This window comes from Phytopseudomonas flavescens, from assembly GCF_900100535.1.
GTDB classification, from domain to species: Bacteria; Pseudomonadota; Gammaproteobacteria; order Pseudomonadales; family Pseudomonadaceae; genus Aquipseudomonas; species Aquipseudomonas flavescens.
Map to the genome: position 1 here is coordinate 289,241 of NZ_FNDG01000004.1, position 24,403 is coordinate 313,643.

Genomic DNA, 24,403 nt, shown 5'->3' on the forward strand with positions numbered 1-24,403 from the left:
ACCTCGGGCAAGGTGTGCTTTTCCAGAATTGCAGGGGAGTGACTTCCATGAGTACGGTGCTGGGCGATGCCCTGTCGCTGCTGTTGTTCCGTTTGCACAGTGGCCGTCTGCTGGGCATCAATCTGCTCAAGGTCAATGAGATCATTCCTTGCCCGCCGTTGACCAGAATGCCCAGCCGGCACCCCCATGTGCGGGGCGTGGCCATGCTGCGCGGGTCCGCGCTGACGGTCATCGACCTGGCGCGGGCGGTCGGTGAGCGTGGCGGCGGCGACACGCAGGATGGCTGCCTGATCGTCACCGAGCTGAGCCGCTCGCGGCAGGGGCTGCACGTGCACAGTGTCGAGCGCATCGCGCAATGCTCGACCCGCGATGTACGGCCGCCACCCGCAGGCGCGGGTGCGCGTGCGTTCATCACCGGAGTAACGCAGATCGATGGCACTATCGTGCAGATTCTCGATATCGAAAAAGTGCTGCATGAAATCGCGCCGGCTCCCGTCGAGGAAGTGGCCGAGCAGTTGCTCAGTCCGAGCGAGCGGCAACTCCTGCAGGGGCGTCGCGTGCTGGTCGTCGACGACTCCCTGGTGGCCCTGCAGCAGACGCTGATCACGCTGCGCAAGCTCGACCTCGACTGCCAGGCGGTACGCAGTGCCGCCGCGGCACTGGAGTTGTTGCATGTTGCCCGGCAGCAGGGGCTGCCGATCGAGGTATTGGTCTCGGATATCGAAATGCCGGAGATGGACGGCTATGCCCTGGTCCAGCAGATTCGCAAGGATGCCGAACTCGGGGACACCTACGTGCTGCTGCACACCTCCCTGGACAGCACCATGAACACCGAAAAGGCCCGTGTCGTCGGAGCCAATGACGTGCTCACCAAGTTCTCCAGCGTAGACCTCGGCAAGGCGCTGTTGCGCGCGCTCCGGCACCTCAGCGGTTGAGGCACGGCCTGTTTCTGCGGCGGTCTATTCGAATCGCTGTTCACCGGTGAAGCGCAGGGTGATCCTGCAGCGCCGGCAGAAATAGCGGCGGCCCTTGGCGACCAGTGCGTGACGCTGCGCGGAAAACGGGAACTCCGCCTGTGGGCATTCGCAGCGATAGATAAAGCGGCTGACCTGGCGGCGTTTCACGTCATAGTTGTGGCAGCGGTGTGCGGGCAGCTCATAGACGCCACGCATGATCAGTTGCCACTCCTCGCCATGGGGCTGAATGCGCAGGCCGAAGAGTTGGTGCGCAACCAGGTGTGCGACTTCATGGGGAACCGTCTGGCGCAGGAAGTCTTCCTGGTTCTCACGGTACAACTGCGGGTTGAAGCGCAGCTTGTTTTCCGTGAGATGAGCCACCCCGGCCTTCTGGCCACGCAATTTGAAGCTCACCTCGGGGCGTTTGAAGTGCTGCTTGAAGAAAGCTTCAGCCTGCTGGTAGCAGGCTTCGACACGGGCGTGGATCTGGTCTGGCATGGGGGCATCGGGGGACAGTGGCAGCGGCGGATTATGCCGCAGATCCTTTCGCGATGCAGCGCTCGCGGGCTGAACGGTGCCTGTCGTCAGCGGTAGTAGCGCTGCAGCGTCTCCATGGCGTGATTGATGCGCTGCAGGTGCTGCGTGCAACCGCCTCGATCGGGGTGATGGAGGCTGACCAGCTGCCGGTAGCGCTGCTTGATGATCGACAGGTTCAAGTCGGTCGCGTGGCTATCCAGCTCGAGGGTGGCGAGGGCGGATTGTTTTTCCTCGCCGCCCTGCAGGCGAACCCAGAAAGCACCGAGCAACTGCTGAACGTCCTCGGCGTCCGTGCTGCGCAGGTGGTCGAGGTCTAGGTAGTAGTCGCGCAGCGGGTCTCGCTCGCTCAGGGCGCTTGCACCGGCATGATAAGGCAGCAGCCGGATGCACAGCGGGCTGACCTGCAACAGGGCGACACGCTCTGCATGCAACTGATCGCGCAATCGGTAGAGGGTATGGAACAGTAGAAAGTGCGTGCGAAACAGCTCCAGCGGGACGCTGGGTAGGCGCTCTGGGGTCCCATGCCAGCGGCTCAGGCGCAGCAGCAGCTCATACTCGGACAGGCCTTCGGGTGCCGCCTGGAGCAGTTCGAGCAGGGGTGGGCAGGGCGGGATCGCGTCGTTCATCGGCTCACCTTAGCCGAAGGGCGCGGGGCTTGCACGCCCAGGTGGCCGCGCTGATCGGCGACGGTCGGCCGTTTTGTGACTGGGGCGGGCCTCGTTTTCTGGGTAAAATGCGTGCCTTCAGTATCTCTAGCGGATTTACGCGCGCCATGGGCACCCTCTCGGTCAATCAGAACAAGCTGCAAAAACGCCTGCGTCGCCAGGCCGGCGAAGCCATCGCCGATTTCAACATGATCGAGGAGGGCGACAAGGTGATGGTCTGCCTGTCCGGTGGCAAGGACAGCTACACCATGCTGGATATCCTCCTGTACCTGCAGAGGGTCGCGCCGATTCGCTTCGAGATCGTCGCGGTGAACATGGACCAGAAGCAGCCTGGCTTTCCCGAGCACGTACTGCCGGCTTATCTGGAGTCCATCGGCGTGTCCTATCACATTGTCGAGAAGGACACCTACTCGGTGGTCAAGGAGAAGATCCCGGAGGGCAAGACCACCTGCTCGCTGTGTTCGCGGCTGCGACGCGGCACCCTGTACACCTTCGCCGACGAGATCGGTGCGACCAAGATGGCCCTCGGTCACCACCGTGACGACATCCTCGAGACCTTCTTCCTCAACATGTTCTACGGCGGCACCCTCAAGGCCATGCCGCCGAAACTGCGCGCAGACGATGGGCGCAACGTGGTGATTCGCCCGCTGGCCTATTGCAACGAGGCGGACATCGAGGCGTACAGCACGCTCAAGCAATTCCCCATCATTCCGTGCAACCTCTGTGGTTCCCAGGAGAACCTGCAGCGTCAGGTGGTCAAGGACATGCTTCAGGACTGGGAGCGAAAATCCCCGGGACGTACGGAGATCATGTTCCGTGCTTTGCAGAACGTGGTGCCGTCGCAGCTAGCCGACCGCAATCTGTTCGACTTCGGCAGCCTGAAGATCGACGAGCAGGCCACGCCGCGTTTCTTGAACGTGATGAATCTGTAGGAGAAGCGGCCATGTACAAGGCAATGCTGGCGTGGTTCTGCCTGGTACTGGGGGCCTGTGGCGGCAGTGGCGAGCAGGGCCACCTGGCGCTCGAACTGGGCGGCAAGGCCGCTCGCTTCGATGCGCAATTGCTGGCCCAGTTTGCCGAGAGCCGCGAGCACCTGGTGATTGGTGGTCGTCTGGACGATGGGGCCATGAGCGACAGTTACGATTTCGAACTGTGGGCGCTGGGCGGCGAGATCAAACCGGGTACTTACAGCTTGTCAGGCTCAAGGCTGGTCAGTCGTTATGCCATACAGCATGAGGACGGCACAGAAATCTGGTCGGCGCTCAGTGATGATGATGGCGCCGCGTTCAACCTCAGGATCGACAGCATCGACGACTGGGGCGTGCGCGGCAGCTTCGACGGTCGCCTCAAGCGCCTCGGCGGCGGAGGCTTCATCGAGGTGAGCGAGGGTCGCTTCGCTGCACCGTTCAAACTCCAGTAGATCCCAAGGCAAACGATGCACGATTATCGATGGATGCATGAATACTGCGTGAACCGCTTCGGCTCGCTGCAAGCCCTCGAGGCGCGCTTGCCACAACCGGCCTCTGACAAGAAGCTGCGGGCCCTGGGCGATGATCGCTACCTGTCGATCATGAGTCTGCGCATCTTTCGGGCGGGTCTCAAGCACAGTCTGGTGGACGCCAAGTGGCCGGCCTTCGAGGAGGTGTTCTTCGCTTTCGATCCGGAAAAGGTCGTGCTGATGGGCGGCGAACGCCTCGAGCGTCTGATGCAGGACACTCGCCTGATCCGTCACCTGGGCAAGCTCAAGAGCGTGCCGCGCAACGCGCAGTTCATTCTCGACGTGGAGCGTGGCGCGCTGAGCGGGCCGGCTGCCGCCGTGAAAGCCACCACTGCGCGACCCGGCTTTGCCTTCGGTGCGCTGATCGCCGATTGGCCGGTGACCGATATCGTCGGGCTCTGGCACTGGCTGGCGAAGCAGGGCAGTCAGCTTGGCGGTCTCTCGGCGCCACGCTTCCTGCGCATGGTCGGCAAGGACACCTTCATCCCCAGTGACGACATGGTGGCCGCCCTGAAAGCGCAGAAAATCATCGACAAGGCGCCCAACAGCCAGCGCGATCGCGCCGCCGTGCAGGCTGCCTTCAACGAGTGGCACGCGCAGAGTGGCCGACCGCTGTGCCAGCTGTCGGTGATGCTGGCCCATACGGTCAATCACTGATGCATCCGCTTGTGCCGCGAATCGCCTCGGCCATCGCCAATGCTCAGCGGATCCTGATCATTACCGGTGCTGGTCTTTCTGCCGACTCCGGCTTGCCCACCTATCGCGGCCTCGGTGGTCTGTACAACGGCCATACCGAAGAGGGCGTGCCGATCGAGGTCGCGCTGTCTGGCGAGATGCTGCGTCGTGACCCGGCGCTGTGCTGGAAATACCTGGCACAGCTCGGCAGCGCCTGCCTGGCAGCCCAGCCGAATGCCGGTCACAAGGCGATTGCCGAGTTGCAGGCCTTGAAACCCGACTGTTGGGTGCTCACCCAGAATATCGACGGTTACCATCGCCTGGCAGGCAGCCCGGCGCAGCGGCTGATCGAAATTCACGGCGAGTTGGCACCACTCCATTGCCAACAGTGCGCTGGTGTGGATGAGCGACTCGCCGAACATCTGCTGCAGCCGTTGCCACCTCTGTGCTGCAATTGCGGTGGCGTATTGCGCCCGCCGGTGACGCTGTTTGGCGAGATGCTGCCGGACGACGCCGTCGGTCGCCTTCATGCGCAGTTGGATAAAGGTTTCGAGCTGGTGATCAGCGTCGGCACCAGTGCCAGCTTTCCTTATATAGTCGAGCCGCTGCTGCGCACACGGCGATCGGGCGGGGTTACGGTGGAGGTCAATCTGTCGCAGAGCGAGGTCAGCGATCTGGTTGACTTCAGGCTGGAAGAAAGGGCCTTAGATGTTTTCCCGGAACTACTGAGTCACATCGCTGATCATAATATTTGCAAATGATCCCGTTAGTGGGCATAGTCGCGGCTGTTAATTTTTCATGCCACGGTCGTGCCCATGCGCAAACGCTTCGCACCCCTCGTGCCTTTCGCACTGATGATGGTTCTCGCCGCCTGTGCCAACCAGGCCCCACAATCCCGGATCGATGCGCCCGTTCAGGCTTCCATGCCCGCCAGGCCGGTAGTTGCCTCGCCTGTTGTGTCGCATGACGACATCGTCGCGGACGATCCAGTCGCCGAGTTTTCCGGCCACGCGCCTTATCGCCTGCCGCAACTGGCGGACAGTGTGCTCGAAAAAGGCCTTTCGTTGATCGGCACGCGCTATCGCTTCGGCGGGAGCTCGGTGAAGACCGGCTTCGACTGCAGCGGTTTCATCGGCTACCTGTTCCGCGAGGAGTTGGGCATGGAGCTGCCGCGCTCGACGCGCGAGATGATCAATATCGATGCACCGCTGGTCGAGCGCAAGGCGCTCGAGCCGGGCGATCTGGTGTTCTTCAGCACCAATGGTCGCGGGCGTGTCAGCCATGCCGGCATCTACCTGGGCGATGATCAATTCATCCACTCTTCGAGCAGTCGCAGCGGTGGCGTGCGCATCGACAGCCTGGATGACCGCTACTGGAAGCGCACGTTCATCGAAGCCAAGCGCGTGCTGGCCATGGCGCCAACCGAGCACCTGGCGTCCCAGCACTGAGTCGGTCAATGCTCGATCCCTTCTGGTCGGGCAACATCTTGATAGTTTTCAAGCGGCTGCGGTGTAAAGCTAAAGCTTGCACTGCGGTTGTGAACGGCGCAGAGTAGGGCGTATCCAGGCTCCAGGATCGCCCGTCCATGACTGCCAACGTCCGCATCGCCTTCCTCCTGCTCGCTGCATTGCTCGCTGGCTGTTCCAGCCGTGCCCCGGTTCCCGTACCCGCTCCGCAACCCGTGGCGATGGCGCCCGCGATGGGCGGTTATCAGGGGGGCGCCGACGATGTGCTGTTTCGAGCCCTGGGGTTGGTCGGTACGCCATACCGTTATGGCGGTAACACGCCGGCCAGTGGCTTCGACTGCAGTGGCCTGATCGGCTATGTCTACCGTGATGCCGCGGGCATTCAACTGCCACGTTCGACGCGTCAACTGATCAGTATGCGTGCGCCGACGGTGGGGCGTGATGCCTTGCGCAGCGGCGATCTGGTGTTCTTCGCCACCAATGGCGGGCGTCAGGTCAGCCATGCCGGCATCTATGTCGGTGAAGGACGCTTCGTGCATGCGCCTTCCTCGGGCGGTACCGTGCGGTTGGACAGCCTTGGCAACAGCTACTGGCAGCGAAACTACATCGAAGCCAAGCGTGTCTTCCCGGTCGAACTGGCCAGCCATCCCTGAGGCATTGGCCCGCGCCTGTCATGCCCCCAGCCTGTTACGCCGGCATCGGCCTGGATCGCCAGGCAGTGAACAGATTCTGAGTCTTCGATTGACGCTGGCGCGGCCAGTCCTTACCCTTTCCGGCTCGCTTCAGGTGCCCCCGGTTTACCGGGGGTGAAACTGGGAAGTCGGTGCGCCACTGCTGCAACCAGCAGGCAATGCCGACGCTGCCCCCGCAACGGTAAACGAGCCAAACCACGTTTTTCGCCACTGTATCGTCGATACGGGAAGGCCGCGTCGGTGTCTGCATTCTGATGAGTGTGGTGCTCGCAAGCCCGGAGACCGGCCTGTCGCTTTTCCAGGGTTGCGCGGTGGGCGCGGCCGGTGCGCGACCTGCCCGGTCAGCTCCTGCCCGCTCCTGTGTGATTCCGTTATCGTCTGCCAGGAACCCGGTTTCCTGCCTGACCGTTTCACTTGCGTGCGCCAAACGGCTGTGCGCTGAGGAGATCCCGTGACCCCATCCCCAAGCCGTGAGTCGGCAGAACGCGACGCGCGACACAACGCCCGCATGGCGCGCAAGAAAGCCTTGATGGACGAGAAGATCGCCCTCGCTCAGGACGAGTACGGCCTGTTGCTGGTGCACAGCGGCAATGGCAAGGGCAAGAGCAGCTCGGCCTTCGGCATGGTCGCCCGTGCGCTGGGGCATGGTCTCAAGGTCGGCGTGGTGCAGTTCATCAAGGGCGGCATGGCCACCGGCGAGGAGCATTTCTTCCGCCGCTTTCCCGATGAAGTCAGCTACCACGTGATGGGCGAGGGCTACACCTGGGATACCCAGGATCGCCAGCGGGATATCGAGAAGGCCGTTCAGGCCTGGGAGGTCGCCCGGCAACTGCTGAACGACCCGCAGATCGCCCTGGTGGTGCTGGACGAGCTGAACATCGCCCTCAAGCACGGTTACCTGGACGTGGATGTGGTGCTGCGTGACATCGAGTCGCGCCCCGAACTGCAGCACGTCGTGGCGACCGGGCGTGGCGCGCCGCCAGCGCTGCTCGAGGCGGCCGATACCGTCACCGAAATGACGCTGGTCAAGCATGCCTTCAAGTCCGGCGTCAAAGCCCAGAAAGGCGTCGAGTTTTGATCAATTCAGTGTTTGTCCCGGACGCCGATGAGCGCGCGGCGCGCCATTGTCCGGCGCTGTTGATCGCTGCCCCGGCCTCGGGACAGGGCAAGACCACCGTCACGGCGGCCCTGGCACGCCTGCACACCCGCCAGGGAAAGCGGGTGCGGGTGTTCAAGTGTGGGCCTGATTTTCTCGACCCGATGATCCTCTCCCGCGCCAGTGGCCATCCGGTCTACCAACTGGATCTGTGGATGGTTGGCGAGGCCGAGAGCCGTCGCCTGCTATGGGAGGCCGCTGGCGAGGCGGACCTGATCCTCATCGAAGGCGTGATGGGCCTGTTCGATGGTTCGCCTTGCGCCGCCGACCTGGCTCGTCGCTTCGGTGTGCCGGTACTGGGCGTGATCGATGGCTCCGCCATGGCCCAGACCTTCGGTGCGCTGGCCGTCGGCCTGGCCAGCTATCAGGCGGATCTGCCGTTCTCCGGCGTACTCGGCAACCGCGTCAGTCCCGGGCGTCATAACGACCTGATCCGCGACAGCCTGCCGGCCTCGATCCGTTGGTACGGCTCGCTGCCGCGTAGCGCTGCGATCGAATTGCCGAGCCGACACCTGGGGCTGGTGCAGGCCGCCGAACTGGCCGACCTCGATGGGCGTCTGGATACCGCTGCCGATGCCCTGGCGGAGACCGCGACGGTTACCCTGCCGGCACCGGTGACCTTCGCCGCTCCGTCGATCGCTGCGCCGTTGCCCCGGCTGGAGGGCGTACGCATCGGCGTGGCCCGCGACGCCTCCTTCGCGTTCATCTACCAGGCCAATCTCGATCTGCTGGAGCGGATGGGCGCGGCCCTGACATTCTTCAGCCCGCTGGCCGATGAATGCCTGCCCGAGGTGGACAGCCTGTATCTGCCCGGCGGTTATCCCGAACTGCACCTGCAGGGGCTGGCCGCGAACCGGCCGATGATCGCTGCCATCACCGCCCACAACCAGGCCGGCAAGCCGATCCTAGCCGAGTGCGGCGGCATGCTCTACCTGCTCGACTCGTTGAGCGATGTGGCGGGCGAGCGGGCCGAGCTGGCCGGGCTGGTGCCCGGCCACGCACAGATGCAGAAGCGCCTGGTCGCCCTGGCGCTGCAGGCGGCAACCCTGCCCGAAGGACTGCTGCGTGGGCACAGCTACCACCATTCACGCCTCGAGTCTGACCTGGAACCGCTGGCTCGCGGCGAGTGCCCCAATGACAAACCGGTCAGCGAGGCGGTGTTCCGTGTTGGTCGGCTCACCGCATCCTATATCCACTTTTATCTGCCATCCGATCCTGCGGCCGCAGCGGCATTGTTCAAGCCATGAGCGATCACGCCTTCAGCGCCGGGGAGCGTGCCGCTGTCTATCGGGCCATGGCCGAGCGTCGCGATATGCGTCATTTCAGTGGTGGCGAGGTGGCGCCTGAATTGCTCGCGAAGCTGCTCGAGGCCGCGCACCAGGCACCCAGTGTGGGCCTGATGCAGCCCTGGCGCTTCATCCGCATCACCCGGCCGGCGCTGCGTGAAGACATCTACCAACTGGTCGAAGTCGAACGCCGGTTGACCGCCGAGGCCCTGGGCGAACGCTCCGACGCGTTCATGCGCCTCAAGGTCGAGGGCATTCGCGAGTGTGCCGAGGTCTTGGTCGCGGCGTTGATGGACGGCCGCGACGCCCATGTATTCGGGCGTCGCACTCTGCCGGAAATGGATATGGCGTCGTTGTCCTGCGCCATTCAGAATCTCTGGCTCGCCGCCCGGGCCGAAGGCCTGGGCATGGGCTGGGTGTCGCTGTTCGATCCTCTCGCACTGGCCGAACTGCTGGGCATGCCAGCGGACAGCAAGCCGGTGGCAGTGCTGTGCCTGGGCCCGGTGCAGGCCTTCTACCCGATGCCGATGCTGGCCCAGGAAGGTTGGGCCGAAGTGCGGCCATTGAGTGAGTTGCTGTTTCAGGATCGCTGGGATCACCATGAATAACGAGAGCCGTCCATGAGCTTGATACTCAGTGCGGTCGCCGGGGTGGCGCTGGATGCCGCGCTTGGCGAGCCGAGGCGTTGGCATCCGTTGGTGGGCTTCGGCAGGCTGGCCAATCGCCTGGAACAGCGTTTCAATCCATCCGGCGGCGGTTGGCGCAGCCATGGCGTGAGCGCCTGGTGCCTGGCGGTCCTGCCGCTGACCCTGCTGACCGTCCTGCTGGTGCAGGTGCCCTGGCTGGGTGGGTTGGTGCAGATCGTCGCCCTGTACGCGGCCCTAGGTCTGCGCAGTCTCGACCAGCACGCACAACCGGTGGCGCGGGCGCTGCGACTTGGCGATCTGCCGCGGGCCCGTCAGCGGGTCGGCTATATGGTCAGTCGACGTACCGAGGACCTGGACGCCACCGGCGTGGCCCGGGCTGGTACCGAGTCGGTGCTGGAGAACGGCAGCGATGCAGTATTCGCCGCGTTGTTCTGGTTTCTGGTCGCCGGTGCGCCTGGTGTGGTGCTGTATCGCCTGAGCAACACCCTGGATGCCATGTGGGGATACCGCAACCCGCGTTTCGAGCGCTTCGGCTGGGCCGCTGCGAAAATCGATGACCTGCTCAACTACCTGCCGGCGCGTCTGGTCGCGCTGACCTACGCGTTGCTCGGGCGCACCACCATGGCAATACGTTGCTGGCAGCGCCAGGCACCGCAGTGGGACAGTCCCAATGCCGGGCCGGTGATGGCCGCCGGCGCCGGCGCCCTGGGGGTCAGCCTCGGCGGTGCCGCGGTCTACCATGGCGAGGTGCACCAGCGCCCCGAGCTTGGCGAGGGGCCGTCACCCCAGGCGCGAGATATCGAGCGGGCGTTGAATCTGGTTTGGGGCGGCGTCTTGCTGTGGCTGCTGTTGATACTGATCGTGGGGGTGTGGGTTGCTTGAACATGGTGGACGATTACGGCGCGCGGCCCTGCAGCACGGCATTCCCCTGAGCGACTGGCTGGATCTTTCGACCGGCGTGGCGCCTTACGGATGGCCCTTGCCGGCGATTCCAGAACAGCTGTGGATACGCCTGCCCGAGCAGGGCGATGGTCTGGAGGACGCTGCCTGCGCTTACTATGGCGTCGAGCATCTGCTGCCGGTAGCCGGCTCCCAGGCGGCCATCCAGTGCCTGCCGCGGCTACGGCGCGAAGCACGGGTGGGCGTCGTGTCGCCCGCTTACGCCGAACATGCGGCGGCCTGGCAGCGCGAGGGGCACCGGGTGCTGGAACTCTGCGAAGCGAGCGTCAACCGGGCGTTGGAACGACTCGATGTGCTGCTGCTGGTCAACCCCAACAACCCCACCGGTCGGCGTTTTTCTCCGCAGCAGTTGCTTGCCTGGCATGCGCGCCTGGCCGAGCGCGGCGGTTGGCTGATCGTCGACGAAGCCTTTATCGACTGCACCCCGGAGCAGAGTCTGGCAGCTCACAGCCACCTGCCAGGCTTGATCGTATTGCGCTCGTTCGGCAAATTCTTCGGCATGGCCGGCGCCCGGCTGGGCTTCGTACTGGCCGAGGCCAGGCTGCTCGGTGAGCTGGAGGAGATGCTCGGCCCCTGGACGCTCAGCGGGCCGACGCGCTGGCTGGGCAGCCACCTGTTGCCGGATCGTGCCGGCCAGCAGATACAGCGGCAGCGCCTGGCCGGGGACGGCCAACGGCTGGCCGACCTGCTGTGCGCACATGGCCTGCCACCCACCGGTGGCTGCGCGCTGTTCCAGTGGATGGCCTGTGAACGGGCTGCCTTGCTGCATGAGTTTCTGGCCTGCAATGGTATTCTCACCCGCTTCTTCGAACGGCCGGCAAGCATACGTTTCGGCCTGCCACCGGACGAGCCGGGCTGGCAGCGCCTGGGGCGGGCACTGACCCTGTTCGCCGAGGAGTGTCGATGAGCCCGCCTGAATCAGGGGCAACCCTGATGGTGCAGGGCACCACATCGGATGCTGGCAAAAGCACGCTGGTGACGGCGTTGTGCCGTTGGCTGCGTCGCCAGGGCGTCAGCGTGGCGCCGTTCAAACCGCAGAACATGGCACTCAACAGTGCGGTCACCGCCGACGCAGGCGAGATCGGTCGTGCCCAGGCGGTGCAGGCCCAGGCGTGTGGCCTGCAGCCCCACACCGACATGAACCCGGTACTGCTGAAGCCGAACAGCGACACCGGCGCTCAGGTGATCATCCATGGCCAGGCAGTCGGTAACATGAATGCGGTGACCTACCATGATTACAAACAGGTCGCCCGCCAGGCGGTGCTGGCCTCCCACCAGCGCCTGCAGGCCGCTTACCGGGTGGTGATGGTGGAGGGCGCAGGCTCGCCGGCGGAAATCAACCTGCGTAGCAACGACATCGCCAACATGGGCTTTGCCGAGGCGGTCGATTGCCCGGTCATTCTGATCGCCGATATCGACAAGGGTGGCGTCTTCGCCCACCTGGTCGGCACCCTGGAGCTGCTATCGCCCAGCGAGCAGGCACGGCTCAAGGGTTTCGTGATCAATCGTTTTCGCGGCGATATCGCCTTGTTGCAACCCGGCCTGGACTGGCTCGAGCAGCGAACCGGCAAGCCGGTGCTCGGCGTGCTGCCCTACTTGATGGATTTCCACCTGGAAGCCGAGGACGCCATCGATCGTCGGCAAGTGAGCAAGGCCGCGCAGGTGCTCAGGGTGGTGGTGCCGGTGCTGCCACGGATCAGCAATCACACCGATTTCGACCCGTTGCGCCTGCACCCTCAGGTCGTGCTGACCTTCGTCGGCCCCGGCGAAGTGATCCCCCCCGCCGACCTGATCATCCTGCCCGGCTCCAAGAGCGTGCGTGCCGACCTGGCCTTCCTGCGCAGCCGGGGCTGGGCCGAGGCCATCGACCGGCATCTGCGCTACGGCGGCAGGTTGCTGGGCATCTGCGGCGGGCTGCAGATGCTCGGGCGCCGGGTCGAGGATCCCGACGGCCTCGAGGGGCCCGCCGGCGCTAGCGAGGGCCTGGGGCTTTTGCAGATCGACACCGTGCTGGAGCCCCACAAGCAGCTGCGTAATGTGAATGGGCGGTTGTGCCTGGAAGATGCCTCTATCAGCGGTTACGAGATTCATGCCGGGGTGACCACGGGCGTCGACTTGCAGCGCGCCGCGGTTCGCCTCGATGACGGCCGTGCGGACGGTGCGCTGAGCGCCGATGGCCAGGTCATGGGTACCTACCTGCATGGCCTGTTCGAGTCGTCGGAGGCCTGTTCGGCGCTGCTGCGCTGGGCAGGCCTGGGGGAGGTGCAGATGGTGGATTACCATGGCCTGCGCGAGCGTGACATCGAGCGCCTGGCGGATCTGGTCGAAGCGCATCTTGATCAGTCGGCCCTGCGCGCGCTGTGCGGTCTGATGGCCCCCACGGAGGCCGAATAAGATGCAGGCATTGATTCTGGGCGGCGCACGTTCCGGCAAGAGCCGGCTGGCCGAGCGGCTGGCCGATCAGTCGGGCCTGGAGGTGATCTATATCGCCACCAGCCAGGCAGGCGATGGCGAGATGAGCACCCGTATCCGCCGCCATCGCGACCGCCGCCCGGCGCACTGGGGGCTGGTCGAGGAGCCGCTGCGACTGGCCCGGGTGCTTGACGAGCAGGCGTCGACACAGCGCTGCCTGCTGGTCGATTGCCTGACGCTGTGGCTGACCAACCTGTTGCTGCTGGACGACGATGCACGGCTGGTGCGCGAGCGCGATGCGCTGCTGGCCTGCCTGGCGAACCTGCCGGGGCAGCTGATTATGGTCAGCAATGAAACCGGGCTTGGCGTGGTGCCGATGGGTGAGTTGACCCGTCGCTATGTCGATGAAGCCGGTCTACTGCACCAGGCCATCGCCGAACGCTGCCAGCGCGTGGTGTTCACGATCGCTGGCCTGCCCATGATTCTCAAGGGGGAACCGTTATGAATCTCGACTGGTGGCGGGGGCCTATCCAGCCTATCGACCCGGTGGCGCGCGACAAGGCTGAGGCGCGGCAGAGGCAGTTGACCAAGCCGGCCGGCTCGCTCGGCGAGCTGGAGCGCCTGGCGATTCGCCTTGCTGGCTTGCAGGGCCGTGAGTGCCCGAGTATCGAGAAGGTGTGGATCGCCATTTTCGCCGGTGACCACGGGGTGGTGGCGGAAGGGGTCTCGGCCTACCCGCAGGCGGTGACGGGTCAGATGCTGCGCAATTTCGTCGGTGGCGGAGCGGCGATCAGCGTGCTGGCCCGGCAACTCGACGCAGCGCTGGAAGTGACCGACCTGGGCACCGCGCTGCCGCTCGAGGCACTGCCAGGCGTGCGCCATCTGCAGGTCGGTGCCGGTACCGCCAACCTGATGCGCGAGGCGGCGATGACAACCGCCCAGGCGCTGACTGCCCTGCAGGCCGGGCGTGACAGCGTCGTTCGTGCTGCACTCGATGGCCGTGAGTTGTTTATCGGCGGTGAGATGGGCATTGGCAATACCACCGCGGCCACGGCGCTGGCCTGCCTGCTGCTGGATTGCCCGGTGGACGAGCTGGTGGGGCCGGGTACCGGGCTCGTCGCTGCCGGCGTGACCCACAAGGCTCGGGTGATCGAGGCGGCCCTGGCGTTGCACCGGGGGGCCGCCGACGAGCCGATGGAGGCCCTGCGTCGCCTGGGCGGTTTCGAGATCGCCGCACTCGCCGGCGCCTACCTGGCGTGCGCCCAGCAGGGTGTGGTGGCATTGGTCGACGGTTTCATCTGCAGCGTCGCTGCCTTGCTGGCGGTACGCCTGAATCCGGCGTGTCGCGATTGGCTGCTGTTCTCCCACCAGAGCGCCGAGCCGGGCCATCAGCGCCTGCTCGCCGCCTTGCAGGCCACGCCACTGGTCAGCCTGGGCCTGCGCCTGGGCGAGGGCAGCGGTGCCGCGCTGGTGGTGCCGATGCTGCGTCTGGCCTGTGCACTGCACAACCAGATGGCCACCTTTTCCGAGGCGGCGGTGGCCGATCGCGTGCCGTGATCCTGCATTTGTTGCGCCACGGCGAAACCGAGCAGGGCGGCGGCTTGCGCGGCAGCCTGGACGATGCGCTGACCGACGCCGGTTGGGCGCAACTACGGGCAGCAGTACGGGTCGATGAACACTGGGATGCGCTGATCAGCTCGCCGCTGCAACGCTGTGCGCGTTTTGCCGAGGAACTGGCCGCCGCCCGCGATCTGCCGCTGCGCGTCGAGGCTGATTTGCAGGAGCTGCATTTCGGTGACTGGGAAGGGCGCAGCGCCGCCCAACTGATGGAAACCGACGCCGAGGACCTGGGCCGCTTCTGGGCCGATCCCTATGCCTTCACGCCGCCCGGCGGCGAGCCGCTGCTCGCCTTCGAGGCGCGGGTGCTGGATGCGCTGCGGCGTCTGCAGGGTGATTACCAGGGGCAGCAAGTGCTGGTGGTTACCCATGGTGGGGTGATGCGCCTGTTGCTGGCGCGGGCGCGGGGGCTGCCCCGTGAGCAGCTGCTGCAGGTCAGCGTGGCCCACGGTCAACGGGTGCACCTGCAGCTCGATGACCAGGGCTTGCGGGAAATGCCATGACGCCTTTCTGGATCGCCCTGCAGTTTCTCACTCGCTTGCCGGTACGCCTGGCCGGCATCCCTACGGCCGAACAGACGGGGCGCTCGCTGCTCTGCTATCCCCTGGTTGGCGGGGTGATCGGTCTGCTGCTGCTCGCTGCCGCGTACCTGCTCGATACGGCAGCGGTGCCTCTGCAGGCGGCGCTGCTGCTGAGCCTGTGGGTCGGGCTGAGCGGTGCGCTGCATCTGGATGGTCTGGCCGACAGCGCGGATGCCTGGATGGGCGGTTTCGGCGATCGCGCGCGCACCCTGACGATCATGAAGGACCCGCGCAGCGGCCCTGTCGCCGTGGTGGTGCTGGTATTGCTGCTGCTGCTCAAGTTCGTCGCCCTGCTGACCCTGCTCGAAGGGCGGGGGCACCTGGCGCTGCTACTGGTTCCGGTGCTCGGACGTGGCGCGTTGCTGGCCCTGTTCCTCTGCACGCCCTATGTCCGCGCGGGCGGCCTGGGCGAGGTATTGGCCAGTCACCTGCCGAGGTCGGCCGCCATCGCCGTGCTGGCGGTGACGTCGCTGACCTGTCTGCTGTTCGGTGGTATCTGGGTGATGCTGGTGGCCATGGGGATTTTCTACGGGTTGCGGCGCATGATGCAGCAGCGCCTGGGCGGCACCACAGGCGACACTGCCGGAGCGCTGCTGGAGGTGCTCGAATGCGGAGTGCTGTTGACGATGGCTCTGCAAGTGGCCGACTGACTACCTGTCCCGTCGCCTTGGGTCGAGCGATACCCGGGTTTTCCTAACGCATGCGCTGAATGTCACCTGTTCTCCAGCCCTGGAAAAAGCGCTGAAAACTTCCAGTCAGGGTTGCCCGCTGGGAGAAGCGGGTATATACATACATCCCATGTTGCCGACCGAATGCCTCTGCACCCGTTTGCGCCGTGCCAGCCGTGGCGTCAGCAAATTCTATGACGACGCCCTGAGCGGTGTCGGGCTCAACGTCGCCCAGTATTCGCTGCTCGTGCATTTGCAGCGCCTCGGTCAGCCGAGCATCACCGACCTGGCCGATGCCATGGGGCTCGAGCGCAGTACCCTGGGGCGTAACCTGCGTGTCCTCGAGGGACGGGGCCTGGTGACGCTGCAGGGTGGCGTCGACCAGCGCAATCGCCTGGTGTCGCTGAGCGCGGCTGGCGGGCAGCTCCTCGCCGAGGCATTGGGCGCCTGGCAGACGGCGCAAGCGCAACTGCAACAACGACTGCACCCGCAACACATGGAGGCGCTGGACGAATTGCTCGCCAGCCTGGATTGACGGCAGTGGGCGTGCATCGCCTCTTCCCACTTTGCGTTTCGACCTGACCACAGAAGGGCAAGCAATGAGTTCGGTACGGCGCACGAGCTTCTGGCTGATGCTGGGAGCCTCCCTGATCCTCGCCTTGTCCCTTGGCACTCGCCATGGGTTCGGTCTGTTTTTGTCGCCGATGAGCGATGATTTTGGCTGGGGGCGTGGCGTCTTTGCCTTCGCCATCGCCTTGCAGAATCTGATCTGGGGTATGGCTCAGCCATTCACCGGTGCCCTGGCGGATCGTTTCGGCGCGCAGCGCGCGATCATCGTCGGCGGTCTGCTATACGCGGCGGGGCTCATCCTCATGGGCCTGTCGGACTCGCCGCTGTCGCTGTCATTGAGTGCCGGCCTGCTGATCGGCATCGGTCTGTCGGGCACCTCGTTCTCGGTGATCCTCGGCGTAGTCGGCCGTGCTGCGCCGGTGGAGAAACGCAGCATGGCCATGGGTATCGCGGCGGCGGCGGGCTCCTTCGGCCAGTTCGCCATGCTGCCGGGTACCCTGGGCCTGATCGGCTGGCTGGGTTGGTCGGCGGCACTGGTCGCCCTGGGGGGCATGGTGGCACTCATCGCGCCCCTGGCGGCCATGGTCAAGGATCGCCCACAGGTCTCACAGGGACCCCAGCAGACGCTGGGTGAGGCACTGCGCGAAGCGTTCAAACATTGCGGTTTCTGGCTGCTGGCGCTGGGCTTCTTCGTCTGCGGTTTCCAGGTGGTGTTCATCGGTGTTCACCTGCCGGCCTATCTGGTCGACCAGCATCTGCCGGCCTTCGTCGGTACAACCGTGCTGGCTCTGGTCGGGCTGTTCAACGTATTCGGTACCTATATCGCCGGCTGGCTCGGCGGGCGGCGCTCCAAACCACGGCTGTTGAGTGCGCTGTACCTGGCGCGTGGCGTGGTCATCACGCTGTTCATCACGGTGCCGCTGAGCGTCTGGACGGCCTATGCCTTCGGTATCGCCATGGGCCTGCTGTGGTTGTCCACGGTGCCGCTGACCAATGGTACGGTGGCGACCCTGTTCGGGGTGCGCAACCTGTCCATGCTCGGCGGCATCGTCTTCCTGTTCCATCAACTGGGTTCTTTCCTCGGCGGCTGGCTGGGCGGTTACCTCTACGACCATACGGGCAGCTATGATCTGGTATGGCAGATTTCCATCCTGCTCAGCGTTCTGGCCGCAGCGCTCAACTGGCCGGTTCGCGAACAGCCCGTCGCCCGTCTGCAAGGTGCCCAGGCATGACATTCAGACCCTGGCTTGCTGCAGCCATTGGCGCAGTTGCCTTGTCGGCACTGGCAGTGGTCTTCTGGGGCTGGCATCAGGGTGGGCTGGCGATCATGCAGTTGGGGATGAGCCTCTGCTGAGCGGATTTACCGAGAAGGAAACCACCTGATGCGCGTGCGACTGTTTGCTTTGCCGCTGGTTCTGCTGGCGTTCACTGTCTCCGCACAGGCTGCCGAGTGCCCGGCGCTGCTGCAGGGTGAGCTGCCCAAGTTGCGCTCCAAGGAGAAGATCGACCTGTGTGAGCAGTTCGCCGGCAAGCCGCTGGTGGTGGTCAATACCGCCAGTTTCTGCGGCTTCACCTCGCAGTTCGAAGGGCTGGAAGCGCTCAATCAGCGCTACCGGGGGCAGGGCCTCGCGATTCTCGGCGTACCGTCGGATTCGTTCAGGCAGGAGTCTGACGATGCCGAGGAGACCGCCAAGGTCTGCTACGTGAATTACGGCGTGACCTTCACCATGAGCGAAACCCAGCCGGTGACCGGCGACCAGGCCATTCCCTTGTTCAAGGAACTGGCTGCGCAGACGGCAGCGCCACGCTGGAATTTCTTCAAGTACGTAGTCGACCGCAAGGGTCAGGTTATCGCGCGGTTTTCCAGCATGACCCAGCCCGATGATCCCGAGCTGATCGCAGCGGTGGAGAAGGCCATCGCGTCACAGCCCTGAATCGAGTGAACCATGAAAAATCGCGGCATGAGCCGCGATTTTTTTGTTTCAGATTTGCCGTCGGTTGAGCACGCTACACCTGATGGTAGCTGGTGCTCGAGATCGGCTCAGAAACGGTAGGTCAAGGATGCACCCAGGCCGTGGGCGCTGTTCTTGTAGGTGGCGTTGTAGCTACCGCGTGCAGCGCTGCTGCGGTTGATGTCGACATCTTCCTCCTTGAGGTAGGAATAGGCCAGGTCGATGGTCATGTCATCGCTGGGACTCCAGCCCGCACCCACGCTGAAAATCGTCCTGTCGCCAGAGGGAATGCGCGGAGAGCGGTCGGTGTTGTTGATTGGTGACTGGTCGATGGCCACCCCGGTACGCAGCACCCACTGCGGATTGAGCTTGTAGGACACGCCTATGGCGTGGGCCCAGGTGTCATGCCAGTTCTGCTCTTCGACGATGGTGCCGAGGGGGCCGGCGAAGGCTCCGCCAACGCCTTCGTTTTCGATGCGCAGCTCCTTGAATCGGCTCCAGCGCGTCCAGGTACTGCCGGCATAAAGGGTCCATGCCTCGTTCAGTTCATGGGTGAACGACATGTCGACGGATTCGGGCGTGGTCACATCCAGAGACGCGTCGTACTTGCCCGCCGAGCTGCCGATGATGAAGCCCGGGCCGGATACCCGCGTATCGCCTTCCAGTTCGTACTTGACCCGTGAACGATAGGTGACGCCGGCGCGAGTCTGCGGAGTGAACTCGTACAGCACGCCGACGTTGAAGCCCACGGCCACGTCGTCGCCCTTGATCTTGACCTTGCCATCATTGCTGCCCGGCGGGCCGATCGGGTTGGTCAGCGACGACGTCAGCTCACCTTCGATATGGTTGAAGGTCGGGCCGAAACCGACCGACAGCTGATCGTTGAAGCGGTAACTCAGTGTCGGTTGCACGGTGATGACCCGCACATAGCTCTTGTCTGCGAAATAACGACCCTGAAAGCCGGTCTCGTAATCGGTCGCCAGGCCGAAGGGGACGTAAACGCCGATGCCGAAGGCGACTTTTTCATCCAGCGGCTTGACGTAGTAACCCATGGGCACGCCGGTGGTGGGCACCATGTCGCCGTCGTTGCTGCCGCCATTGGCAGTGCCGGCAGCGGTGCGGCTGCCGTTGCTGCTGATGCTGCTCTTGGCGTGGATGGCGGCGACGCCGAAGTTGATCTGCTCGCGCTTGATACGTGCCATGCCGGCCGGGTTGCCGACCACCGTGCTGGCATCCTCTGCGGAGGACGAGCGGCCTGCGAAGGACATGCCCATGCCCGAGACACTCTGCTCGTTGAGGGCAAAGCCGCTGGCCAGGGTGTAGCTGGAGGTGGATGCGATGGCGATTGCCAGACCGGTTCTTAGGATTCTTGTACTCACGGGGTGCTCCTTGGCAGGGTCGGGGAAACTCTTGCGTTGCTGTCTTTATGTCAATCTGGAAAGTTCGCCGCTGGATACCATGCCATCGGGGTGAAACTCTCCGTCAAGGCAGAATATAGAGCCTTGCGGGAGTTGGCACCTGTGACTCGATAGTCAGTTGGTTCGGTGGCAACCACTCGTCCGGGAGTGCTGCTTTGCCTGCTTGAAATGGGGGCATGCAAGGTGCTGCAGTTACTCCCGTAGGTACCTCTGCGAATGAACGAGCGGTGAGAGCCATAGCGTGCTCGACGCGCCAGGTGCGGGGAAAGCCCACAGGCCTATAATCCAATTGATGTAAGAGGTTAGCTGCTTGAATTGAATCCTAGTGGGACATCCAGGCGGTAAGGGGCTGTTTTTAAATCGATTGAGGATCTGAACCGCCTTGCATATGCCGAATTGTAAGTGTCGCAAAGCACTGTGGGGCAACTCGGCCGATCCACATTGACACCACGGCCGGGACTTCGGCAGTATCGACGCATAGTCGTCTTGACCGAGCATTCCATGTTCCCTATCTCCCAGCCCATGCTCCCTGTTCCTGGCCTAGTCGCCGGGTGGTGGCGCGTTTGCCTGGAAGCCGGCAAGTCGAAGAAACAGTCGCTCATTTGACCGGGGCGCGCTGTCCCGTCAGATGGGCTGACAGGACAGAGGCGCGAAGTCGAAGCATTCTTTCGCCACACGCCCTTGCTGCACTCCATCGACGGTGACCACACGGTCTACACCAAGGAGTTGCATGCATGTCTACATTTTCCGGAATCTGGGTCGCCCTGGTTACGCCATTTCGTGATGGGCAGGTGGATCTGCCCGCTTTACGCTCGTTGGCCGTGCACCTGCTGGAGATGGGCGCGGCCGGGCTGGTGGTCTGCGGTACCAGCGGCGAAGCGGCTGCGCTGGACGAACGCGAGCAACTGGCGGTGCTCGACGCCGCGCTCGAGGTGGTGCCTGCCAGCCGCGTGGTGATGGGGCTCAGTGGCAACAATCAGACTGCGGTACTGGCCCGCTTGCAGCGCATCCAGAGCCGCCCGCTGGCGGGTTTGCTGGTGCCGGCACCTTATTACATCAGACCGTCGCAGCAGGGGCTGTTGGCATTCTTCGAGGCCATCGCCGACGCCTCGCGGTTGCCTATCATCCTTTACGACATTCCTTACCGCAGCGCCGTCAGCATGGAGCTGGAGACCGTCCGACAGCTCGCCGGGCACCCGCGAATAACGGCGATCAAGGATTGTGGCGGCGATGCGCGCAAGACCCAGACGCTGATCGAAGATGGAGTGCTCGACGTACTCGCCGGTGAAGACGAGCAGATATTCACCACCCTGTGTCTTGGTGGCAGCGGTGCCATTTCGGCCGCAGCCCATATCCGCACCGCCGATTTCGTGCAGGTGGTGGCGTATCTGCAACGGGGCGACCTGCAGGCCGGTCGTACCCTGTTTCGCCAACTGCTGCCGTTGATCCGTCTGGCCTTCGCCGAGCCCAATCCGGCACCGATAAAAAGCCTGCTGGCCATGCGGGGATGGATTGCCGATGAGTTGCGCGAGCCCATGCTGCGCTGTTCCGACGCCTTGCGTGAGCGCCTGCGTGATGAGCGACTGTGAGCGTGCAACACGGCGGCGACTCACGGGATATACTGCGCGGCAATCTTTACGGGAGAGCCGCGTGAGCATCGAAATTGTCTGGATTCGAGACAACGCCAGCCTGGCGGAGCATTGCTCTGCCTGGCGCAAACAGCCATTTCTGGCGCTGGACACCGAGTTCATGCGCGTCGACACCTTTTACCCGATTGCCGGTCTTCTGCAGGTCAGCGAGGGCGAGCGGGCCTATCTGATCGACCCGCTGCCGATCGACGACTGGTCGCCCTTCGCCGCACTGCTCGAGGATGTACGGGTGGTCAAGGTGGTGCATGCCTGCAGTGAAGACCTGGAAGTGCTATTGCGCCTGACCGGCAGCCTGCCGGTGCCGCTGTTCGATTCGCAACTGGCGGCCGGTTATCTCAACCTTGGATTCTCCATGGGCTATTCGCGGCTGGTACAGGCGGTGCTGGGCATCGAACTGCCCAAGGGCGAGACCCGCTCGGACTGGCTGCAGCGCCCGCTTTCCGATACGCAGGTCAGCTACGCCGCCGAAGACGTGGTGCACCTGGCCGAACTCTACCGGCGTCTGCAGGACAGGCTGCCGGCCGAGAAGAATGCCTGGATACTCGAGGACGGTGCCGAGCTGGTCGCGGCCCTCGGTCGCGAGACGCCTGCCGAGGAGGCCTATCGCGAAGCCAAGCTGGCGTGGAAACTGTCACGCGCCCAACTGGCGGTGCTGCGTGTGCTGTGCATCTGGCGGGAGCGGCAGGCGCGGGCGCGCAACCAGCCACGCAACCGGATTCTACGCGAACACTCGTTGTGGCCACTGGCCCGCCAGCAACCGGGGGATCTGGTCAGTCTGGCGCGCATCGAGGAGATGCACCCGAAGACCGTGCGCCAGGACGGCGAGACCATCCTGCAGATGATCCGCGAGGCCGCCGCGCTGCCTCAGAGCGAGTGGCCGCCGGCCATGCCGGAGCCGCTGCCGCTGGAGTCCACGGCGCTGCTCAAGAAGCTGCGAGCCATTGGCCAGCGTGAAGGCGAACGTCTGGATATCGCCCCGGAACTGATGCTGCGCAAGAAGACCCTCGAGGCCCTGCTCAAGAGCGGTTACCCGGATGGTCCCTACCGCCTGCCAGAGAGCCTGCGCGGCTGGCGCCGTGAGCTGATGGGCCAGGCGTTGCTCGATTGCCTGGCCGCTCAAGGAGAGTCCGCTTGAAACGTATCTGCTCCATCTACAAGAGCCCCCGCAAGGATGGCATGTACCTCTACGTGCTGCGTGCCGATGCGCTGAAACAGGTTCCCGAGAATCTGCTGAGCGCCTTCGGGCCGCCCGTCCTTGCCTTCGACATGGTGCTGACGCCTGAGCGCACCCTGGCACGCGAAGACATCCACAAGGTGCTGGAGAACCTCGATAGCCAGGGTTATCACCTGCAGATGCCGCCACCGGAAGAGGATTACATCGAGCATCTGCCGGAAGAGCTGTTACGTCGCAACGACCCTGTCTGAGGTAGGCCGAAATGCGTGTACTGATTGCCGAGAACGATCACGTTCTGTACCGCGAATTGCTGCAGAGGGCCCAGCCGGAGCTCGAGCTGATCGCTGGCGATGGCCCCGGGCTGGCGGCGCAGGCGGGGAGTTGTCAGGTCTGGCTGGGTGAGCCGCATCTGTTCGCCGAACTGATCCGCGCCGGCCACAAGCCGGACTGGGTGCAGTCGACCTGGGCCGGTATCACGCCGCTGCTGGCGCAGGACTTGCCACGGGATTATCGATTGACTCGCGCGGTCGGGGTTTTCGGCCAGGTGATGGCCGAGTACGTGCTCTGTCACATGCTCGTTCACCAGCGCGAACTCTTCACCCGCCTGCAGGCGCAGCGCGAGCAGCGTTGGGATGGTCGCCTGCCGGGCAGCCTGGCTGGGTGCAAGGTGCTGATCGTCGGTACCGGCGAAATCGGCCTGGCGGTTGCTCGCTTCCTGCAACCGTTCAACGTCGAACTGACCGGGGTCGCCAGTAGCGCGCGGACGCTGGCGCCATTCAGTGAAGTGGCGCCTGTCGAGGCGCTGCCGCGTCTGGTCGCAGAGGCCGATTACGTGATCAACCTGCTGCCCGACACGCCGGCGACCCGGGACATTTACGATGCGGCCTTGCTGGCATGCTTCAAACCATCGGCGGTATTGATCAATGCCGGACGCGGTACGTCGGTGGTCGATGAGGATCTGGTCGCGGCGCTTGCCCGCGGGCAACTGGCTGCGGCGGTGATCGATGTCTGCCGTGAAGAGCCGTTGCCCGCCGGGCACCCGTTCTGGACGGCCGACAACCTGCTGCTGACCGGTCACAGTGCAGCCCCGACTTTGCCGCCTCTGCTGGTGGAACTGTTCGTCGGCAATCTGCAGCGTTATCGAGATGGTAGCGCTCTGCTGGGGTTGGTCGACTTCGCCCGAGGCTACTGAGCCGCGCCGTCGCGCGCGGCTTGTACTGTAAGCTCGGCAGACCTAGACTGCCGGCCTTTGACCTGCGACCTCCAGTGCTGATCATGGCCGTGCCTATCGCCCGTTTCTGGCAACACAAGACTCTCGAGCAACTCGACGTTCAGGAGTGGGAGTCGCTGTGCGATGGCTGTGGCCTATGCTGCCTGCAGAAGCTCGAAGACGAGGATGATGGAGCCGTCTATTACACGCGCATCGCCTGCAAGCTGCTCGACCTGGATACCTGCCGCTGCAGCGATTACCCGAACCGCAAGTCCTTCGTGCCGGACTGCATTCAGCTCACCCCGGCCCAGGCGGATCAGTTCCAGTGGCTGCCACCCACCTGTGGTTACCGGCTGGTCAGCGAGGGCAAGGATCTGCCGCTCTGGCATCATCTGGTCTGCGGTGACCCGGATGCGGTGCACCGTGAGAGGATCTCCCAGGCAGGGCGCATGCTCAGTGAAAACAGCGTGGCCGAAGATGACTGGGAAGAACACCTGATCTTTCGCGCGGGTTGAGGGTCTGTGATGTGCCGTTAAGGCTCGCTTAAGCGAGCCGGTGTCTCATAGCCCTGTTGCACCCCGTGTTCGTGTGCTCTGATCCCATGAAACGTTCCG

At 64.2% G+C, this 24,403-nt stretch carries 29 protein-coding genes and 1 riboswitch; of the genes, 26 read left to right on the plus strand and 3 right to left on the minus strand.

The features are described from left to right. The first annotated feature begins 47 nt into the window (after positions 1 to 47). Complete coding sequence (locus BLR94_RS07400; RefSeq protein WP_084304108.1) at positions 48 to 935, plus strand: chemotaxis protein CheV; 888 nt, start codon at positions 48 to 50, stop codon at positions 933 to 935. A 24-nt stretch (positions 936 to 959) separates the two neighbouring features. Here the strand turns inward: BLR94_RS07400 and BLR94_RS07405 are convergent, their stop codons facing one another. Further along, complete coding sequence (locus tag BLR94_RS07405; RefSeq protein WP_084304109.1) at positions 960 to 1,454, minus strand: SprT family zinc-dependent metalloprotease; 495 nt, start codon at positions 1,452 to 1,454, stop codon at positions 960 to 962. Positions 1,455 to 1,540: 86 nt separating this feature from the next. After that, positions 1,541 to 2,119 carry a DNA-J related domain-containing protein gene (locus BLR94_RS07410; RefSeq protein ID WP_084304110.1) on the minus strand — a complete coding sequence of 193 codons (579 nt, stop codon included), beginning with the start codon at positions 2,117 to 2,119 and terminating at the stop codon, positions 1,541 to 1,543. A gap of 146 nt (positions 2,120 to 2,265) precedes the next feature. Between BLR94_RS07410 and ttcA the strand changes: the two genes are divergently transcribed. The 20 genes from ttcA to BLR94_RS07505 all read left to right on the plus strand — a co-directional run bounded on the left by ttcA (position 2,266) and on the right by BLR94_RS07505 (position 18,320). Next, a complete protein-coding gene (gene ttcA / locus BLR94_RS07415; RefSeq protein ID WP_084304111.1) occupies positions 2,266 to 3,090 on the plus strand; it encodes a tRNA 2-thiocytidine(32) synthetase TtcA in 825 nt (274 codons plus the stop codon). Positions 3,091 to 3,101: 11 nt separating this feature from the next. Beyond that, positions 3,102 to 3,578 carry a hypothetical protein gene (locus BLR94_RS07420; protein WP_084304112.1) on the plus strand — a complete coding sequence of 159 codons (477 nt, stop codon included), beginning with the start codon at positions 3,102 to 3,104 and terminating at the stop codon, positions 3,576 to 3,578. A gap of 15 nt (positions 3,579 to 3,593) precedes the next feature. Then, on the plus strand, positions 3,594 to 4,313 hold the full coding sequence (locus BLR94_RS07425) for a DNA-3-methyladenine glycosylase I (protein WP_084304113.1): 720 nt from the start codon (positions 3,594 to 3,596) through the stop codon (positions 4,311 to 4,313). Continuing rightward, positions 4,313 to 5,092, plus strand: coding sequence for an NAD-dependent deacylase (locus BLR94_RS07430; RefSeq protein ID WP_084304114.1), 780 nt, complete (start codon positions 4,313 to 4,315; stop codon positions 5,090 to 5,092). The genes BLR94_RS07425 and BLR94_RS07430 overlap by 1 nt, the downstream gene beginning before the upstream one ends. 54 nt (positions 5,093 to 5,146) lie before the next feature. Beyond that, positions 5,147 to 5,779, plus strand: a complete 633-nt coding sequence (locus tag BLR94_RS07435; protein WP_084304115.1) for a C40 family peptidase — start codon at positions 5,147 to 5,149, stop codon at positions 5,777 to 5,779. 137 nt (positions 5,780 to 5,916) lie between these two features. After that, entirely contained in the window at positions 5,917 to 6,450 is a 534-nt protein-coding gene (locus tag BLR94_RS07440; protein ID WP_084304116.1) for a C40 family peptidase, read from the plus strand. A 114-nt stretch (positions 6,451 to 6,564) separates the two neighbouring features. Continuing rightward, positions 6,565 to 6,794, plus strand: a riboswitch (cobalamin riboswitch). A gap of 146 nt (positions 6,795 to 6,940) precedes the next feature. Further along, positions 6,941 to 7,567, plus strand: coding sequence for a cob(I)yrinic acid a,c-diamide adenosyltransferase (gene cobO / locus BLR94_RS07445; protein WP_084304117.1), 627 nt, complete (start codon positions 6,941 to 6,943; stop codon positions 7,565 to 7,567). Further along, positions 7,564 to 8,892, plus strand: coding sequence for a cobyrinic acid a,c-diamide synthase CobB (locus tag BLR94_RS07450; RefSeq protein ID WP_420895748.1), 1,329 nt, complete (start codon positions 7,564 to 7,566; stop codon positions 8,890 to 8,892). Before cobO ends, BLR94_RS07450 begins: the two co-directional genes overlap by 4 nt. Then, entirely contained in the window at positions 8,889 to 9,539 is a 651-nt protein-coding gene (gene bluB / locus BLR94_RS07455) for a 5,6-dimethylbenzimidazole synthase (protein WP_084304118.1), read from the plus strand. Before BLR94_RS07450 ends, bluB begins: the two co-directional genes overlap by 4 nt. Positions 9,540 to 9,551: 12 nt before the next feature. Further along, complete coding sequence (cbiB, locus tag BLR94_RS07460; RefSeq protein WP_084304119.1) at positions 9,552 to 10,460, plus strand: adenosylcobinamide-phosphate synthase CbiB; 909 nt, start codon at positions 9,552 to 9,554, stop codon at positions 10,458 to 10,460. Next, entirely contained in the window at positions 10,453 to 11,445 is a 993-nt protein-coding gene (cobD, locus tag BLR94_RS07465) for a threonine-phosphate decarboxylase CobD (protein WP_084304120.1), read from the plus strand. Before cbiB ends, cobD begins: the two co-directional genes overlap by 8 nt. Next, positions 11,442 to 12,932: a cobyric acid synthase gene (locus BLR94_RS07470; protein WP_084304121.1), complete on the plus strand. Its 1,491-nt coding sequence runs from the start codon at positions 11,442 to 11,444 to the stop codon at positions 12,930 to 12,932. Before cobD ends, BLR94_RS07470 begins: the two co-directional genes overlap by 4 nt. Position 12,933: 1 nt before the next feature. Further along, a complete protein-coding gene (gene cobU / locus BLR94_RS07475; RefSeq protein ID WP_084304122.1) occupies positions 12,934 to 13,455 on the plus strand; it encodes a bifunctional adenosylcobinamide kinase/adenosylcobinamide-phosphate guanylyltransferase in 522 nt (173 codons plus the stop codon). Further along, positions 13,452 to 14,507 (plus strand): nicotinate-nucleotide--dimethylbenzimidazole phosphoribosyltransferase, encoded by a 1,056-nt coding sequence (gene cobT, locus BLR94_RS07480; protein ID WP_084304123.1) that lies wholly within the window; start codon positions 13,452 to 13,454, stop codon positions 14,505 to 14,507. Before cobU ends, cobT begins: the two co-directional genes overlap by 4 nt. Further along, entirely contained in the window at positions 14,504 to 15,070 is a 567-nt protein-coding gene (gene cobC, locus BLR94_RS07485; RefSeq protein WP_084304124.1) for an alpha-ribazole phosphatase family protein, read from the plus strand. The genes cobT and cobC overlap by 4 nt, the downstream gene beginning before the upstream one ends. Further along, entirely contained in the window at positions 15,067 to 15,798 is a 732-nt protein-coding gene (locus BLR94_RS07490; protein ID WP_084304125.1) for an adenosylcobinamide-GDP ribazoletransferase, read from the plus strand. The genes cobC and BLR94_RS07490 overlap by 4 nt, the downstream gene beginning before the upstream one ends. Positions 15,799 to 15,946: 148 nt before the next feature. Then, positions 15,947 to 16,351, plus strand: a complete 405-nt coding sequence (locus tag BLR94_RS07495; protein ID WP_084304126.1) for a MarR family winged helix-turn-helix transcriptional regulator — start codon at positions 15,947 to 15,949, stop codon at positions 16,349 to 16,351. 64 nt (positions 16,352 to 16,415) lie between these two features. Next, on the plus strand, positions 16,416 to 17,618 hold the full coding sequence (locus BLR94_RS07500; protein WP_084304127.1) for an MFS transporter: 1,203 nt from the start codon (positions 16,416 to 16,418) through the stop codon (positions 17,616 to 17,618). Beyond that, on the plus strand, positions 17,615 to 17,740 hold the full coding sequence (locus BLR94_RS28155) for a hypothetical protein (protein ID WP_279615845.1): 126 nt from the start codon (positions 17,615 to 17,617) through the stop codon (positions 17,738 to 17,740). Before BLR94_RS07500 ends, BLR94_RS28155 begins: the two co-directional genes overlap by 4 nt. 28 nt (positions 17,741 to 17,768) lie before the next feature. Beyond that, the gene (locus tag BLR94_RS07505) at positions 17,769 to 18,320 is read left to right on the plus strand and encodes a glutathione peroxidase (protein WP_084304128.1); all 552 of its coding nucleotides are present in this window, start codon (positions 17,769 to 17,771) and stop codon (positions 18,318 to 18,320) included. Between the two features lie 107 nt (positions 18,321 to 18,427). On the opposite strand, the gene BLR94_RS07510 is transcribed toward BLR94_RS07505, so the two are convergent. After that, entirely contained in the window at positions 18,428 to 19,717 is a 1,290-nt protein-coding gene (locus BLR94_RS07510) for an OmpP1/FadL family transporter (RefSeq protein ID WP_084304129.1), read from the minus strand. A 773-nt stretch (positions 19,718 to 20,490) separates the two neighbouring features. Between BLR94_RS07510 and dapA the strand changes: the two genes are divergently transcribed. The 5 genes from dapA (at position 20,491) to BLR94_RS07535 (ending at position 24,304) form a co-directional block, all read left to right on the plus strand. Next, positions 20,491 to 21,345 (plus strand): 4-hydroxy-tetrahydrodipicolinate synthase, encoded by an 855-nt coding sequence (gene dapA, locus BLR94_RS07515; RefSeq protein ID WP_084304130.1) that lies wholly within the window; start codon positions 20,491 to 20,493, stop codon positions 21,343 to 21,345. Positions 21,346 to 21,406: 61 nt separating this feature from the next. Beyond that, positions 21,407 to 22,540, plus strand: coding sequence for a ribonuclease D (gene rnd / locus BLR94_RS07520; RefSeq protein WP_084304131.1), 1,134 nt, complete (start codon positions 21,407 to 21,409; stop codon positions 22,538 to 22,540). Next, positions 22,537 to 22,830 carry a YcgL domain-containing protein gene (locus BLR94_RS07525; protein ID WP_084304132.1) on the plus strand — a complete coding sequence of 98 codons (294 nt, stop codon included), beginning with the start codon at positions 22,537 to 22,539 and terminating at the stop codon, positions 22,828 to 22,830. Before rnd ends, BLR94_RS07525 begins: the two co-directional genes overlap by 4 nt. An 11-nt stretch (positions 22,831 to 22,841) precedes the next feature. Then, the gene (locus BLR94_RS07530) at positions 22,842 to 23,771 is read left to right on the plus strand and encodes a D-2-hydroxyacid dehydrogenase (protein ID WP_084304133.1); all 930 of its coding nucleotides are present in this window, start codon (positions 22,842 to 22,844) and stop codon (positions 23,769 to 23,771) included. Between the two features lie 83 nt (positions 23,772 to 23,854). Next, on the plus strand, positions 23,855 to 24,304 hold the full coding sequence (locus BLR94_RS07535) for a YcgN family cysteine cluster protein (protein WP_084304191.1): 450 nt from the start codon (positions 23,855 to 23,857) through the stop codon (positions 24,302 to 24,304). Positions 24,305 to 24,403: the final 99 nt, after the last annotated feature.